A 14,980-nucleotide genomic window follows, 5' to 3' on the forward strand; every position below is an offset into this window, starting at 1 on the left:
TGGCGTCACACCTCGTCGAACGTCAGCACCGGCCGCCCGTTGCGCGGGTGGCGCAGCACCGTGGTGCGCACGCCGTAGACGGGGTCGATCACCTCGGGCACGAGCACCTCGTCCACCGCTCCCGCGGCGACGACGTGCCCCGCGGGCCCGGCGTCGAGCACGACGACGTGGTCGCAGGCCGCTGCCGCCAGGGACAGGTCGTGCAGCGCGGCCAGCACCGTGACCCCGTCCTCGGCGAGCCGGCGCACCAGCCGCATCGTGGCGAGCTGTGCGGCCACGTCGAGGTGGTTCGTCGGCTCGTCGAGGAGCAGCACCTGCGGTGCCTGGGCGAGCGCGCGGGCCATGTGCACACGCTGGCGCTCGCCGCCGGACAGGGTCGTGACCTCGCGGGCGGCGAGCTCGTGCGCCCCGGCCCGCTGCAGGGCGGCGAGCGCCAGCGCCCGATCGTCCTCCGTGTGACCGGCCAGCAGGGACCGGTGCGGCGTGCGGCCCAGCAGCACCGCGTCCAGGACGGTGACGGGCAGCTCGGTGGAGGCGTCCTGCTCCACGAAGGCCAGGGTCCGGGCGCGACGACGGCGCGGCATCGTGAGCAGGTCCTCGCGGCCGGCCGCGGTCTCGCCACCACCCACGAGCGCGACACGGCCGCCGTCGGGCCGCTCGACCCCGGCGATCAGCCGCAGCAGCGTCGACTTCCCGGTCCCGTTCGGGCCGAGGAGCCCGGTGACGGCGCCGGCGGGCGCGGTGACGTCCACGTCGTCGAGGATCAGCCGGCCGGCCACGGTCCACCGGACCCGTTCGGCCACGAGCGACCGTGCGTCCGGGTCGCCCGCCGGCGACCCGCCGTGCGAGCCGCCCGGTGAACCGAGGCCCGCAGGCGCCCTGGTCGGGGTCCCGGTCGGGGCCCGGTCGGAGATCTGCGTCATGCGCGTGCCCGTCCCTTCCACAGCAGCATCGCGAAGACCGGCGCCCCGATCGCCGCGGTGACGATCCCCACGGGCAGCTCGCGCGGCGCGAACACGGTCCGTGCCAGCGTGTCCGCCCAGACCAGGAACGTCGCCCCGCAGAGCATCGACAACGGCAGCAGGGCGCGGTGCCGCGAGCCGACGACGAGGCGCACCGCGTGCGGCAGGATCAGCCCGACGAACCCGATCGCGCCCGACTGGGAGACCAGCGCGCCGGTGAGCAGCGCCACGGCGATCAGGAGCACCCAGCGCACCCGCGCCACGGGGACCCCGAGGGTCGCGGCGGCGGTGTCGCCGAAGGTGAAGGCGTCCAGCACGGACCCGGTGGCAGCCAGGAGGCTGCCGAGCACGAGCACCGCCCCGCCGGCGATCGCCACCGAGGTCCACGTGGTGCCGGCCACCGAGCCGAGCATCCAGGACAGGATCTCGCGGTACTGGTCGCCCTGGGCCGACCAGAAGATGACGAAGCTGGTCGCCGCGGCGGCGAGCTGCGAGACCGCGAGGCCCGCCAGCACGGTGCGCGCGGGGGAGAGGCCGCCGGCGCCGCGTCCGGAGGCCGAGGCGAGCGCCAACGTGGTGACCAGCGCGGCGGTGGCCCCGACGAACGCCGCGACGGGCAGGACCGCCACCCAGCCGAGGACCAGCACGCTCACCGCACCCAGCGACGCGCCCGAGCTGAGGCCCAGCAGGTACGGATCGGCCAGGGGGTTGCGGGTCAGGGACTGCATGACGACGCCGCACACGGCCAGCCCGGCGCCGACGGCGGCCGCGGTGAGCACGCGGGGCAGCCGGAGCTGCCACACGATCCCGTCGGCGATCCGTTCGGGGGTGCCCAGGCCGAGCACGTCGCCCAGGCCGAGCCGCGTGGCCACCACGTGCGCCACGTCCGACGGCGTGAGCCCGGCCGGGCCGATCGCCACCGCCACGACCACGCTGGCCAGCAGTGCCGCCGTCGTACCGCCGATCCACGCCAGCAACCGCGCCCGGGTGAGGGTCGCGGGGCGTGGCGGCGCGGCGGCGGCACGGATGCGATCACTCATCGACGTCGATCCGGCCGAGCTGACGGGACAGGTCCGCGACGGCGTCGGCGTTGCGGACGCCGGCCTCCGTGGCGGGGAACGGCACCACCAGGTAGCGGCCCTCGCGCACGGCGCTGAGCTCCGCGGTGGCGGGGTGGGCCTCGAGGGTCTCGATCTTGCTGTCGGCGGTGTTCCAGGCGGCGTCGACCAGCACGATGACGTCGGGGTCGGCGGCGACGATCTCCTCCATCGACATCGACGTCCAGGTGTCCTCGACGTCCCCGGCGACGTTCTGCAGACCGACGGCGTCGAGGATCATCTGCGGCGCGCCGATGCCGGCACCGACGTAGGGGATGTCCGAGCCGGAGGAGTACCACAGCGCCGTCAGGCCGCGGTCGTCGGGGGTGACGGAGTCCAGCAGCTCGGTCTGCTCGGCGACGAGGGCGTCGGCGGCGTCGGCGACGTCGAAGATCCGGCCCACCTCGGTGATCTCGGCGAAGACCTCGTCGAACGTCAGCGGATTCGGCATGTACTGCGGGTCCTTGCACGCGGCGGGCGCCACGTAGCTCGCCACGCCCAGGGACGCCAGGGTCTCGCGGTCGCCGGCGCCGTCGGCCGCCACGTTGGACTCCCACCCGGCGTAGACCAGGTCGGGGTCGAGCTCCAGCAGCGCCTCGGTGCCGGGCACCTCGTCGCTGAACGGGTCGGCGACGGCGGTCCCCTCGGCCTCCGGAGCGAGCCAGTCGGGAACCTCGCCGTCCAGGAACGCCGCACCGACGACGCGGTCGCCGAGCCCGAGCGCCAGCATCGTCTCGGCGGTCGAGGACTTGATCGTCACCACGCGCTCGGGTGCGGCGTCGAACGTGACCTCGGTGCCGCAGTTGTCCAGCGTGAGCGGGTACGGCGTGCCGGCCGCAGCGGCGTCGGAGCCCGTCTGCTCGGCGCCGCCCGTGGCGTCCTGCGCCGCGGGGTCCGCGTCGGACGAGCAGGCGGTCAGGGTCAGCAGGGCGGCGCCGACGACGGCGGTGGGCAGGGTGAAGCGGGTGCGAGGCACGGACGAGGCTCCCTCGGGCAGGCACGAGCAGGGCAGGGGAGGCGCGTCATCTCGCACCGGCGGGACCTGCGGCCTAGAAGGGTGGGGCCGCACCGACGGGCGATTCACCGGTGCCCGTGGTCCGCCCCGCCAGCCTAGTACCCGGTGGTTACGGAGTCATGACGGATCACGGGAGACGCCGGTCCTGGCATGGGCCCGCAGGGCGCGCGGTGGCAGGGTGGGACCCATGAGCAGCAGGACCTCCGGCGGCTGGTGGGCCGCCCTCGCCGGGATCGTGGCCGCCGCGGCCGGACTCGCCCTGGCCGAGCTGATCGCCGCGGTCATCGACCCCGCGTCGTCCCCCGTGCTGTCCCTCGGCGGGGCGTTCGTGGACCTGGTGCCGCCCTGGCTCAAGGACCTGGCGGTCGAGTGGTTCGGCACCGCGGACAAGGCGGTGCTGCTCGGCTCCATGATCGCCGTGCTGGCCGCCGGAGCGGCGCTGGCGGGCTGGCTGGAGCTCCGGCGGCCGCCGTGGGGCCGCGTGCTGCTCGGTGCCGTGGGACTCGGGCTGGCGCTCGTGGCGCTCACCCGGCCCGGCGCGGCCGCGGTCTGGACGGTGCCCAGCATCGTCGGCGTCGGGGCCGCCGTCGTGCTGCTGCGGGCGCTGGTCGTCCGGGTGCCGGGCCCCGCCGCGTCCCCGGCCCCCGACGCGCAGGTGGCCGTCACACCGGACGGGGCCTCCCGCCGCACGTTCCTCGCCTGGTCCGGGGCGGCCGCCGCCGGTGCCGTCGTCGCGCTCGTCGCCTCGCGCGCCCTGGCCGCCGGCAGCCGGGCCGTCGACGTCGTCCGCGAGGCCATCCGCCTGCCGTCGCCGACGACCCCGGCACAGGCCGTGCCCGCCGGGGCCGACCTCGGCGTGCCCGGAGCGGAGCCGTACATCAGCCCGAACGACGACTTCTACCGCATCGACACCGCGCTGCGTGTGCCGCAGGTGGACCCTGCCGACTGGTCGCTGCGCGTCACCGGGCTGGTGGACGAGCCGTTCGAGATCGGCTGGGACGAGCTGCTCGCGCTGCCGATGACCGAGCACCACGTGACGCTGGCGTGCGTCTCCAACCGTGTCGGGGGAGACCTCATCGGCAACGCCCTGTGGCTCGGTTACCCGATCCGCGAGCTGCTGGCCCGCGCGAAGCCGCAGGCCGACGCGGACATGGTGCTGTCCACGAGCGTCGACGGGTTCACGGCGGGTACCCCGCTCGAAGTGCTCACCGACCCGGACCGGGACTCCCTGCTGGCGATCGGCATGAACGGCGAACCGCTGCCCGAGCAGCACGGGTTCCCCGCGCGGCTCGTGGTCCCCGGTCTGTACGGGTACGTCTCGGCCACCAAGTGGGTCACGGAGCTCAAGGTCACCCGGTTCGCCGACGACGAGGGCTACTGGACCCCGCGCGGCTGGTCGGAGCTCGGACCGATCAAGCTCGAGTCGCGCATCGACGTGCCGAGCTCCGGGTCGGTCGACGCCGGGGAGGTCGTCGTCGCCGGCGTCGCGTGGGCGCAGCACACCGGCATCGAGGCCGTGGAGGTGCGTGTCGACGACGGCGCGTGGGAGTCCGCGGAGCTCGCCGAGACGGTGGGCCCGGACACGTGGCGCCAGTGGCGCTACGTCTGGGACGCGCCGGCCGGCGACCACACGCTCACCGTGCGCGCCACGGACGCCGACGGGCAGGTCCAGACCGGCGACGAGGCCCCGCCGGCCCCGGACGGCGCCACCGGCTGGCACTCGGTGGGGGTCAGCGTGGGTTGAGCCCGGCGGCCCGGCGGCGACGCCGTCAGCCGCCGACGGCGAGGGCGACCGCCCGCGCGACCGGTTCCGGGTCGTCGCGCAGCATCCCCACCGTGACCCGCACGTGCTGCGGGCCCCGGGGCTCGCCGTCGGCGTCGCGCCGCGCCCGGAACGGCGAGCCGGGGGCGACGCGGATCCCGGCGGCCTCCAGCCGTACCCGGGCGGTGGCCTCGTCGGCGACCGGCAGCCAGAGGTTCACCCCGTCCCCGGCGCGCACGTCGAGCCCGTGCCGGGCGAGCGCCGTGACGAACCCCCGCTGCCGCGCGAAGTAGAGGCGACGGGCGTGCTCGACCGCCGCGACCGCGGTGGAGTCGGTCAGCAGGTCCACCAGCACCCGCTGCAGCAGCCGGCTGGTCCACCCGGGTCCGAGCATGCGGCGTGCCACGAGCGGGTCGAGCACCGTGGCCGGCCCGCCCACGGCGGCGATGCGCAGGTCGGGGCCGTGCGACTTGGAGTAGGAGCGCACGTGCACCACGCGGTCGGGCAGGAACGCGCCGAGGCTGACGTCACGGGCCGAGGAGATCAGACCGGAGTGGTCGTCCTCCACCACGGTGACGCCGGGACCCAGACGACGCAGCAGGGCCGCCAGCTCGCGAGCCCGCGTCGCGGTCAGGCTGCGGCCCGTCGGGTTCTGGGCGCGGGGCTGCAGCACGACGGCGCGCACGCCGCGGCCCAGGGCCGCGGCCAGGGACCGGGGACGCACCCCGTACCGGTCGAGGTCCAGGGGCACGCGTTCGAGCCCGAGCTGGTCGAGCAGGTCGAAGGTGGGCGGGAACCCCGGGTCCTCGACGGCGACGCGGTCGCCGAACCCGACGACCTGCTCCAGCGTGCGGCCGATCGCGTCCAGGGCGCCGTCGACGACGGTGACGCGCTGCGGGGTGAACGGCCACGAGGAACGCATGAGGGCCTCGAGCTCGGGCACCACCGGTGAGGCGAGGTAGCTGGACGTGTCGGCGGCGGGCACGTCCTGCGCGGCACGCCCCAGCGCCGGGCCGAGGCGGGGCAGGAGCAGGGCGTCGGGCGTCCCGGACGACAGGTCCACCCGGGGCCCCCGACCGTCGTCGACGGCGCCGCCGTCCGGGGCGCCACCGTCGGCCATGGACCGGTACCGGGGCGGCAGCCAGCTGCGCGGAGCGGGCAGCACGGACGTCCCGGCCCGTCCCCGCGAGGCCACGAGCCCGACGGCGGACATCGCCTGGAACGCACCGCTCACGGTCGCCGGGCTGACGCCGAGCTCGCGGGCGAGGTCGCGCACGGTCGGCAGGCGGTCGCCGGGCTGCAGCGTCCCCGACCGCACGAGGCGCGAGAGGGAGGCGGCGATGCCGCGAGGGCTGCGCTCGGCGATCTCGGCGGCTAGCCGGGCGGCGTCGTAGGAGGGCTGCACGGCTCCATCGTGCCCGCCCGCGGCACCCGGAACCGCAGTGTTTACGCGAAACCCCCGCATCGACCCGATACCGAAACCCAGGGTTACGCCGCAGAAATGTTCAAGACCCAGAGTCACATTCGTCGTCATCTCGCGGCGGGCTCCCGGGCCGGCCGTGGCCGATCAGCCGGAGGTCCGCATGTCCGTGGTTCGCGTCGCATTCACCCAGGCCCGCTGGACGGGTGACAAGGAGTCCATGATCGCCCTGCACGAGCGGTGGGCCCGCGAGGCCGCCTCGCAGGGCGCCCAGGTCGTCGCGTTCCAGGAGCTCTTCTACGGGCCCTACTTCGGGATCACCCAGGACACCGACTACTACGACTACGCCGAGTCGGTGCCCGGCCCCACCGTCGACCGGTTCGCGGCGCTCGCGGCCGAGCTCGGCGTCGTCATGGTGCTGCCCGTCTACGAGGAGGAGCAGCCCGGGGTCCTCTACAACACCGCGGCCGTCGTCGACGCCGACGGCACCTACCTCGGCAAGTACCGCAAGCACCACATCCCGCACCTGCCGAAGTTCTGGGAGAAGTTCTACTTCCGTCCCGGCAACCTCGGCTACCCGGTCTTCGACACGGCCGTCGGGAAGATCGGCGTGAACATCTGCTACGACCGGCACTTCCCGGAGGGCTGGCGCGTGCTGGCGCTGAACGGCGCCGAGATCGTCTTCAACCCCAACGCCACCGCGCCGGGAGTCTCCAACCGGCTGTGGGAGATCGAGCAGCCCGCGGCCGCCGCGGCGAACGGGATCTTCGTCGTGGCCAACAACCGGGTCGGCCTCGAGGACAACGAGTACGGCGACGAGGCGGTGGCGTTCTACGGCAGCTCCTACGCCGTCGGCCCCGACGGCAACTACGTGGGCGAGGTCGCCAGCTCGACCGACGACGAGCTCGTGCTGCGCGACCTCGACCTCGGCCAGGTCCGCGAGGTGCGCCAGCGCTGGCAGTTCTTCCGCGACCGTCGTCCCGACGCCTACGGGCCGATCGTCGCCCCGTGAGCACCCCCGCACGCGCCCAGGACAGGAGGTCCACCCCATGAAGACCCTCATCACCGGCGGCACCGTCGTCAACGCCACAGGACGTTCCCGCGCCGACGTGCTCATCGACGGCGAGACGGTCGTCGCGCTGCTCGAGCCGGGTTCGACCCTGTTCGGCGTGGACCTCGCCGCCTCCGTGGACCGGGTGGTCGACGCGACCGGCAAGTACGTCGTGCCGGGCGGCATCGACGCCCACACCCACATGGAGATGCCGTTCGGCGGCACGTTCGCCTCGGACACCTTCGCCACCGGTACGACGGCGGCGGCCTGGGGCGGCACGACGACGATCGTCGACTTCGTGGTCCAGTACCCCGAGCAGAACGTCCTCGACCAGTACGCGCTGTGGCACGACAAGGCCGCCGGGAACTGCGCCGTCGACTACGGGTTCCACCAGATCCTGTCCGACGTGCAGGACTCCTCCCTGCAGGCCATGGACGAGCTGATCGACGAGGGCGTGACCAGCTTCAAGCTCTTCATGGCCTACAAGGGCGTGTTCCTGTCCGACGACGGCCAGATCCTGCGGGCCATGCAGAAGGCCGCCGACAACGGCGCGATGATGATGATGCACGCCGAGAACGGCGCCGTCATCGACGTCCTCGTGCAGCAGGCGCTCGCCGCCGGCAACACCTCCCCGTCCTTCCACGGCACCACGCGCCCGTGGCAGGCCGAGGCCGAGGCCACGAGCCGGGCCATCATGCTCGCCGACCTCACCGGTGCCCCGCTGTACGTGGTGCACGTCTCGGCCAAGCAGGCCGTCGAGCAGATCGCCCGGGCCCGGGACAAGGGTCAGAACGTCTTCGGCGAGACCTGCCCGCAGTACCTGTACCTCTCCCTGGAGGAGCAGCTCGGGGCGAGCAGCGAGCAGTGGGGTGACTTCGAGGGCGCCAAGTGGGTGTGCTCGACGCCGCTGCGCTCGCGCGCCGAGGGCCACCAGGACCACATGTGGCAGGCGCTGCGCACCAACGACCTCCAGCTCGTGTCCACCGACCACTGCCCGTTCTGCATGAAGGACCAGAAGGAGATGGGCGTCGGGGACTTCTCCAAGATCCCCAACGGGATCGGTTCCGTCGAGCACCGGATGGACCTCATGTACCAGGGGGTGGTCACCGGCCAGATCTCGCTCGAGCGCTGGGTGGAGATCACCTCGGTCACCCCCGCGCGGATGTTCGGCATGTACGGCCGCAAGGGTGTCCTGGCCCCCGGCGCCGACGCCGACGTCGTGATCTACGACCCGGCCGGCCGCACGAGTATCGGCCTCGGCAAGACCCACCACATGAACATGGACTACTCCGCCTGGGAGGGCTTCGAGATCGACGGCAAGGTCGACACCGTGCTCTCCCGCGGGCGCGTCCTGGTCGAGGACGACGCGTTCGTCGGCGAGGTCGGCCACGGGAAGTACGTCAAGCGCGACCTGACCCAGTACCTGGTCTGACACGAGCAAGGAGCAACCCCATGGACTTCGGTGTCGTGCTGCAGACCGACCCGCCCGCCTCGCGGGTCGTCGACCTCACCCGTCAGGCCGAGAACCACGGCTTCGACTACGCCTGGACGTTCGACTCGCACCTGCTGTGGCAGGAGCCCTTCGTCATCTACTCGGCGATGCTTGCGGCCACGCGCCGGATCACCGTCGGGCCGATGGTCACCAACCCGGCCACCCGCGACTGGACCGTGCTGGCCTCGCTGTTCGCCACGCTCAACGACATGTACGGCAACCGCACGATCTGCGGCATCGGACGGGGCGACTCCGCGGTGCGCACCCTCAACGGCCGGCCGTCCAACCTGGCCACGCTGCGTGACGCGGTGCACGTCATCCGCGAGCTGGGCAACTCCCGTGCGGTCGAGGTGGGCGGCAGCACCGTGCGGTTCCCGTGGAGCACCGGCTCGGCCCTGGACGTGTGGGTGGCCGCGTACGGGCCGAAGGCGCTGGAGCTCACCGGGCAGGTGGGTGACGGGTTCATCCTGCAGCTCGCGGACCCGGACATCGCGGCCTGGATGATCCGGGCGGTGCGGGACTCGGCCGAGGCGGCGGGCCGCGACCCGGACGACGTCGCCTTCTGCGTGGCCGCCCCGGCCTACACCGGCGACGGCGCCTCCCCGGCGGAGCGCGCCCACATGCGCGAGCAGTGCCGGTGGTTCGGCGGGATGGTCGGCAACCACGTGGCCGACATCGTGGCGCGCTACGGCACCGACTCGGCGATCCCCAAGGCGCTGACCGACTACATCCGGGACCGTGAGGGGTACGACTACAACGAGCACGGGCGCGCCGGGAACTCGCACACCCGGTTCGTGCCGGACGAGATCGTCGAGCGGTTCTGCCTGCTCGGCTCACCCGCCGAGCACGTCGCCAAGCTGGAGGCGCTCGGCGAGCTCGGCGTCACCCAGTTCGCCGCCTACCTGCAGCACGACAACAAGGACGGCACGCTGCGCACCTACGGCGAGCGGGTCATCCCGGCCGTGCGCGAGCTGGTGGCGGCGACCGCATGAGACGCCAGGTGCTCGCGGGGGCGGCCGGCGTCGCGGCGCTCGCCGTGCTGTGGGAGGGCTACAAGGTGCTCGCGCCCGACGACGGCGTGGTCCTCGGCGGCGTGACGGTGCTGCCACGCTCGAACGACGTCGCCATGCCGCACCTGTGGGAGATGGTGACCCGCGCGGCCCGTCCCGTCACGTCCGCCACGGGCGCCGACCCGCTGTGGTTCGCCGTCGCGCAGGCCGCGGCGTTCACGCTGGGGGTCGCCGCCGTCGGGTGGGTCGTCGGCGTTGTCGTCGGCCTGCTGACGGCCACGCTCATGCAGCGGTTCCGCACCGCCGAGTCGGCCCTGCTGCCCTGGGTGGTGCTGTCCCAGACGGTGCCCCTCATCGCGCTCGCCCCGCTCGTGCGGCGGTGGGGCAGCCAGCTCGAGCTGGGCACGTTCGACTGGCAGGACTGGATGTCCGTGGCCGTCATCGCGTCCTACCTCGCGTTCTTCCCGGTCTCGATCGGCGCGCTGCGGGGGCTGTCCTCGCCCGCGTCCGTCCATCTCGACCTCATGCGGTCCTACGGGGTGGGCTGGTGGCGGACCTACCGCAGCCTGCGGCTGCCGGCGGCCGTCCCGCACCTCGTGCCCGCCCTGCGCCTGGCCGCCGCGAACGCCGTGATCGGCACCGTCGTCGCCGAGGTCTCCATCGGTCTGCGCGGCGGCATCGGCCGCATGATCGTCGAGTTCGGCGCCAGCGCGAGCGCCGACCCCGCCAAGCAGTGGTCGCCCATCGGCGGCGCCGTCGTCGTCGGCCTCGTCGCCGCCGGCGTGTGCGCGCTCGTCGCCCGCGGCCTGGCCCGCTACCGAGTCTCGGAGGTCTCATGAGCGCCACCGCCCCGGCAGGAACGTCCGACCGGCACGGCCCCGCGTCCACCACGGACGCCCCCGGCGCCGCGCCCGCCGTCGAGGTGCGTGGCGTGAGCCGCACCTTCGCCACCCGGTCCGGCGACGTCGTGGCCCTGTCCGACGTCGACCTCACCGTCCGCGCGGGGGAGTTCGTGTCCCTCATCGGCCCGTCCGGGTGCGGCAAGTCCACCCTGCTGCGGCTGATCGCGGACCTCGACGAGCCCAGCGCCGGTGAGCTCGCCGTCTTCGGTCGCCCGCCACGGGTGGCCCGGGAGAACCACGACTTCGGCATCGCCTTTCAGCAGGCCGGGCTCCTGCCGTGGCGCAGCGTGCGCGGCAACGTCGAGCTCCCGCTCGAGCTGCACGGCACCGGACGTGCCGCACGGCGAGCACGCGCCGCCGAGCTGCTCGAGATGGTGGGGCTGTCCGACTTCGCCGACCACCTGCCCGACCAGCTCTCCGGGGGCATGCAGCAGCGTGTCGCCATCGCCCGGGCGCTCGCGGAGAGTCCCAGCCTGCTCCTCATGGACGAACCCTTCGGGGCGCTGGACGAGATGACGCGGGAGCACGTCCAGACCGAGCTGCTGCGGCTGCGCGCCGAGTCCGGTGCCGCGGTCGTGTTCGTCACCCATTCCATCCCCGAGGCCGTGTACCTCTCCGACCGGGTCGTGGTGATGTCCGCGCGGCCGGGCCGGGTGCGTGAGGTCGTGCCGGTCGCGCTGGGCGGCGCCGGGGAGCGCGGGGAGGACCTGCGCGAGGACGGCGAGTTCTTCGACCGGGTGCGTGCCGTGCGGGAGGCGCTGCACGGCACCGGGTCGTCCGCACCGCGCGGGGTGGAGACCCGATGAGCCTCGCCCGTCGCCTCGAGGTCGTGCTGGCCCCCGTCGTCCTCGGAGTCGTCGCCCTCGTGCTCTGGCAGACGGCTGTCGTCGTCCTCGAGCTGCGACCCTTCGTGGTGCCGAGCCCGACCAGCATCGCGGCCGAGCTGACGCAGAACGCCTCCTTCATCGCGGCGGCGGCCGTCTCGACCGCGCTGAACGCCCTGGTGGGACTGGTGGTCGGGGTGGTGGCGGCGCTGCTGGCCGCCGCGGTCTCGGCGGCCGTGCGCACCCTGGACGAGATGTCCGCGCCGCTGGCCGCCGCGGCGGCCGTCGTGCCGATCGTGGCGCTCGCCCCGGTGCTCTACACGATGTTCGGTGCGAACGTGCAGACCGCGCGCATCGCGGTGGCGGCGATCGTCTCGTTCGTCCCCGTCTACGTCAACACGCTGCGGGGGCTGCGCACCGTGGCTCCCGTGCACCGCGACCTGCTGCGCGCCTACGCCGCCACCCGGCGGCAGGCCACGACCACGGTCACGCTGCCCGGCGCGCTGCCCTTCGTCTTCAGCGGGCTGCGGGTCGCCTCCTCGCTGGCCGTCATCTCCGCGCTGGTCGCCGAGTACTTCGGCGGGCCGGTGGACGGCCTCGGCAAGGCGATCACCTCGGCGGTCTCGTCGAGCAACTACCCGCTGGCGTGGGCCTACGTCGTGGGCGCCGTCGTCATCGGCCTCGTCTTCTTCTGCGCGACCGCGGGCGTCGAACGCCTCGCCCTGCACCGGCGCACGCCGCGTTGACGGGCCGCCGGCCCCGGCCCACCCCTTGTTCGTCCGAGGCAGCATCCGAGCAGCACCACGAGAGGAATCGACCATGAAGCACACACCGCGCACCGCCGTCGGGATCGGGGCGATGGTCGCGAGCACCGCCCTGCTGGTGTCCGCCTGCGGAGGCGAGGCCGAACCGGCCGGATCGGGTTCCGCGGAGGGCGAGCTGACCCCGGTCACCCTCCAGCTCCAATGGGTGGCGCAGGCGCAGTTCGCCGGCTACTACGCCGCAGTGGACCAGGGTTTCTACGAGGACGAGGGACTCGACGTCACCATCGCCGAGGCCGGGACGGACACCGTGCCGATCGACGTGCTGGCCGCCGGGGACGCCGACTACGCGATCTCCTGGGTGCCCAAGGTCCTCGGTTCGATCGAGCAGGGCACCGAGGTCACGGACGTCGCCCAGGTGTTCGAACGGTCCGGGACGCTGCAGATCGCCATGGCCGACTCCGGCATCGAGGGACCGGAGGACCTGGCGGGCAAGAACGTCGGGTCGTGGGGCTACGGCAACGAGTGGGAGCTGTTCGCCGGCATGCAGCAGGCCGGGCTGGACACCTCCGGCGACATCTCGCTCGTCCAGCAGGCGTTCGACATGAACGGCTTCCTGGCCGGGGACATCGACGCCGCCCAGGCGATGACGTACAACGAGTACGCCCAGGTCCTGGAGACGGTGAACCCGGACACCGGGGAGCTGTACCAGCCGGAGGACCTGGCGGTCATCGACTGGAACGACGTCGGCACCGCCATGCTGCAGGACGCGATCTGGGCCGACACCGCCCGGCTGAGCGAGGACGAGGACTACGCCGAGACCACCGTGAAGTTCATCAAGGCCTCGCTCAAGGGCTGGGCGTACGCCCGCGACAACGCCGAGGACGCCGCCGCCATCGTCACCGACGCCGGCTCCACGCTCGGCCAGAGCCACCAGCTCTGGCAGACCAACGAGGTCAACAAGCTCATCTGGCCCTCCACCTCCGGTGTCGGCACCATCAACGCCGACCAGTGGGACCAGACGGTCGACATCGCGATGAACACCCAGAACGAGACCGGGTCGACGATCATCACGTCCGAGCCCCCGGAGACGGCGTACACCAACGAGTACGTCGAGCAGGCCCTCGCCGAGCTCGAGGACGAGGACGTGGACGTCATGGGCGCCGACTTCACCCCGATCGAGGTCACCCTCACCGAGGGCGGCGAGTAGCCGCCACCGCGCACCGGGCGTGGCGCCGGAACCCCGACGGCGCCACGCCCGGCCCCTGCCCGCCCACCCCGAAGGAGACCCCGGTGACCGAAGAGACCCTGACCGGCGCCGCGCTCGACGCCGCCGTCCTGGACGCCGACCACCGCCACGTCCTGCACTCCTGGTCCGCCCAGGCCCACCTGCCCTCGTTCGTGCTGGCGGGCGGCTCCGGCTGCCGCGTGTGGGACCACGCAGGCACCACCTGGCTGGACTTCTCCAGCCAGCTCGTCAACACCAACATCGGTCATCAGCACCCGGCGGTGGTCGCGGCGATCAAGGAGCAGGCGGACCTGCTCACCACGGTCTCGCCGGCGACGGCGAACCGGACCCGGGCGGCCGCCGCCGAACGTGTCCTCGCCAAGGCTCCGGCGTCGTTCACGAAGGTCTTCTTCACCAACGGCGGCGCGGACGCCAACGAGAACGCCGTGCGCATGGCCCGTCTGCACACCGGGCGCGACAAGGTGGTCTCCACCTACCGCTCCTACCACGGCAACACGGGGTCCGCCGTCGTCGCGACGGGGGACTGGCGCCGCGTGCCGAACGAGTACGCGCGCGGCCACGTCCACGCCTTCGGACCGTACCTGTACCGCTCGGAGTTCTGGGCCACGACCGAGGCCCAGGAGTGCGAGCGCGCGCTGCAGCACCTCGAGCACGTCGTGGTCGCCGAGGGGGCGACGTCGGTCGCGGCGATCCTGCTCGAGACCATCCCGGGCACCGCCGGCGTCCTCGTGCCACCACGGGGCTACCTCGCCGGCGTCCGCGAGATCTGCGACCGGCACGGCATCGTGCTGATCCTCGACGAGGTGATGGCCGGGTTCGGCCGGACCGGGTCCTGGTTCGCGTTCGAGGCGCACGACGTCGTGCCCGACCTGGTGACCTTCGCCAAGGGCGTCAACTCGGGCTACGTCCCGGCCGGCGGCGTCCTGGTCGACGCCGAGATCGCGGCGACGTTCGACGAGCAGGTCTTCCCCGGCGGGCTGACCTACTCCGGTCACCCGCTCGCCATGGCCGCGATCGTCGGCGCGCTGGAGGCCATGGAAGCCGAAGGGATCGTCCAGAACGCTGCGCGCGTGGGCCGGGACGTCCTCGGTCCGGGCCTGGCGGCCCTCGCCGAGCAGAGCCCGCTGGTCGGCGAGGTACGCGGCACCGGGGTCTTCTGGGCCGTCGAGCTGGTCGCCGACCGGACCACCCGCGAGCCGCTGTCCGCGGCCGACATGGCCCGGGTCAAGGCGCTCTGCCTCGAGCGCGGCCTCCTGGCGTTCTTCGCGGAGAACCGCGTCCACGTGGTGCCGCCGTGCGTCGTCACCGACGACGAGGCTCGCGAGGGGCTGGCGATCCTGGCCGGCGTGCTGCGCGACGTCGCGTCCTGACCTGAGATCCTGTCCCTCGGCACCGCGTCGCCGCTGCGCCGTCCCGACCCCGCACCACCGAGGAG

At 73.4% G+C, this 14,980-nt stretch carries 13 protein-coding genes; 9 read left to right on the plus strand and 4 right to left on the minus strand.

Features of this window, described 5'->3' with window-relative positions:
* Positions 1 to 5: 5 nt before the first annotated feature.
* The 3 genes from ACIQLL_RS12760 to ACIQLL_RS12770 are packed head-to-tail and all read right to left on the minus strand — an operon-like array spanning position 6 to position 3,035.
* On the minus strand, positions 6 to 923 hold the full coding sequence (locus ACIQLL_RS12760; protein ID WP_402467655.1) for an ATP-binding cassette domain-containing protein: 918 nt from the start codon (positions 921 to 923) through the stop codon (positions 6 to 8).
* The gene (locus ACIQLL_RS12765; RefSeq protein ID WP_402467657.1) at positions 920 to 2,002 is read right to left on the minus strand and encodes a putative F420-0 ABC transporter permease subunit; all 1,083 of its coding nucleotides are present in this window, start codon (positions 2,000 to 2,002) and stop codon (positions 920 to 922) included. Before ACIQLL_RS12765 ends, ACIQLL_RS12760 begins: the two co-directional genes overlap by 4 nt.
* Positions 1,995 to 3,035: a putative F420-0 ABC transporter substrate-binding protein gene (locus ACIQLL_RS12770; protein ID WP_402467659.1), complete on the minus strand. Its 1,041-nt coding sequence runs from the start codon at positions 3,033 to 3,035 to the stop codon at positions 1,995 to 1,997. Before ACIQLL_RS12770 ends, ACIQLL_RS12765 begins: the two co-directional genes overlap by 8 nt.
* A gap of 226 nt (positions 3,036 to 3,261) precedes the next feature.
* Between ACIQLL_RS12770 and ACIQLL_RS12775 the strand changes: the two genes are divergently transcribed.
* The gene (locus ACIQLL_RS12775; RefSeq protein ID WP_402467662.1) at positions 3,262 to 4,818 is read left to right on the plus strand and encodes a molybdopterin-dependent oxidoreductase; all 1,557 of its coding nucleotides are present in this window, start codon (positions 3,262 to 3,264) and stop codon (positions 4,816 to 4,818) included.
* 25 nt (positions 4,819 to 4,843) lie between these two features.
* On the opposite strand, the gene ACIQLL_RS12780 is transcribed toward ACIQLL_RS12775, so the two are convergent.
* Positions 4,844 to 6,241: an aminotransferase class I/II-fold pyridoxal phosphate-dependent enzyme gene (locus ACIQLL_RS12780; protein ID WP_402467664.1), complete on the minus strand. Its 1,398-nt coding sequence runs from the start codon at positions 6,239 to 6,241 to the stop codon at positions 4,844 to 4,846.
* A gap of 178 nt (positions 6,242 to 6,419) precedes the next feature.
* On the opposite strand from ACIQLL_RS12780, the gene ACIQLL_RS12785 reads away from it, so the two are divergent.
* From ACIQLL_RS12785 to ACIQLL_RS12820, 8 genes are all read left to right on the plus strand, one after another.
* Positions 6,420 to 7,268: a nitrilase-related carbon-nitrogen hydrolase gene (locus ACIQLL_RS12785; RefSeq protein WP_402467667.1), complete on the plus strand. Its 849-nt coding sequence runs from the start codon at positions 6,420 to 6,422 to the stop codon at positions 7,266 to 7,268.
* 37 nt (positions 7,269 to 7,305) lie between these two features.
* Positions 7,306 to 8,739 (plus strand): dihydropyrimidinase, encoded by a 1,434-nt coding sequence (hydA, locus tag ACIQLL_RS12790; protein ID WP_402467669.1) that lies wholly within the window; start codon positions 7,306 to 7,308, stop codon positions 8,737 to 8,739.
* A gap of 20 nt (positions 8,740 to 8,759) precedes the next feature.
* Complete coding sequence (locus ACIQLL_RS12795; RefSeq protein WP_402467672.1) at positions 8,760 to 9,791, plus strand: TIGR03842 family LLM class F420-dependent oxidoreductase; 1,032 nt, start codon at positions 8,760 to 8,762, stop codon at positions 9,789 to 9,791.
* Positions 9,788 to 10,648 (plus strand): ABC transporter permease, encoded by an 861-nt coding sequence (locus ACIQLL_RS12800; RefSeq protein WP_402467675.1) that lies wholly within the window; start codon positions 9,788 to 9,790, stop codon positions 10,646 to 10,648. Before ACIQLL_RS12795 ends, ACIQLL_RS12800 begins: the two co-directional genes overlap by 4 nt.
* Entirely contained in the window at positions 10,645 to 11,517 is an 873-nt protein-coding gene (locus ACIQLL_RS12805) for an ABC transporter ATP-binding protein (RefSeq protein ID WP_402467678.1), read from the plus strand. The genes ACIQLL_RS12800 and ACIQLL_RS12805 overlap by 4 nt, the downstream gene beginning before the upstream one ends.
* A complete protein-coding gene (locus ACIQLL_RS12810) occupies positions 11,514 to 12,281 on the plus strand; it encodes an ABC transporter permease (RefSeq protein WP_402467679.1) in 768 nt (255 codons plus the stop codon). Before ACIQLL_RS12805 ends, ACIQLL_RS12810 begins: the two co-directional genes overlap by 4 nt.
* Before the next feature lie 73 nt (positions 12,282 to 12,354).
* Positions 12,355 to 13,506: an ABC transporter substrate-binding protein gene (locus tag ACIQLL_RS12815; protein WP_402467681.1), complete on the plus strand. Its 1,152-nt coding sequence runs from the start codon at positions 12,355 to 12,357 to the stop codon at positions 13,504 to 13,506.
* 83 nt (positions 13,507 to 13,589) lie between these two features.
* The gene (locus ACIQLL_RS12820) at positions 13,590 to 14,915 is read left to right on the plus strand and encodes an aspartate aminotransferase family protein (protein WP_402467684.1); all 1,326 of its coding nucleotides are present in this window, start codon (positions 13,590 to 13,592) and stop codon (positions 14,913 to 14,915) included.
* Positions 14,916 to 14,980 lie beyond the last annotated feature (65 nt).

The sequence above is a fragment of the Isoptericola aurantiacus genome (genome assembly GCF_044769875.1).
Classification (GTDB): Bacteria; Actinomycetota; Actinomycetes; order Actinomycetales; family Cellulomonadaceae; genus Isoptericola; species Isoptericola aurantiacus.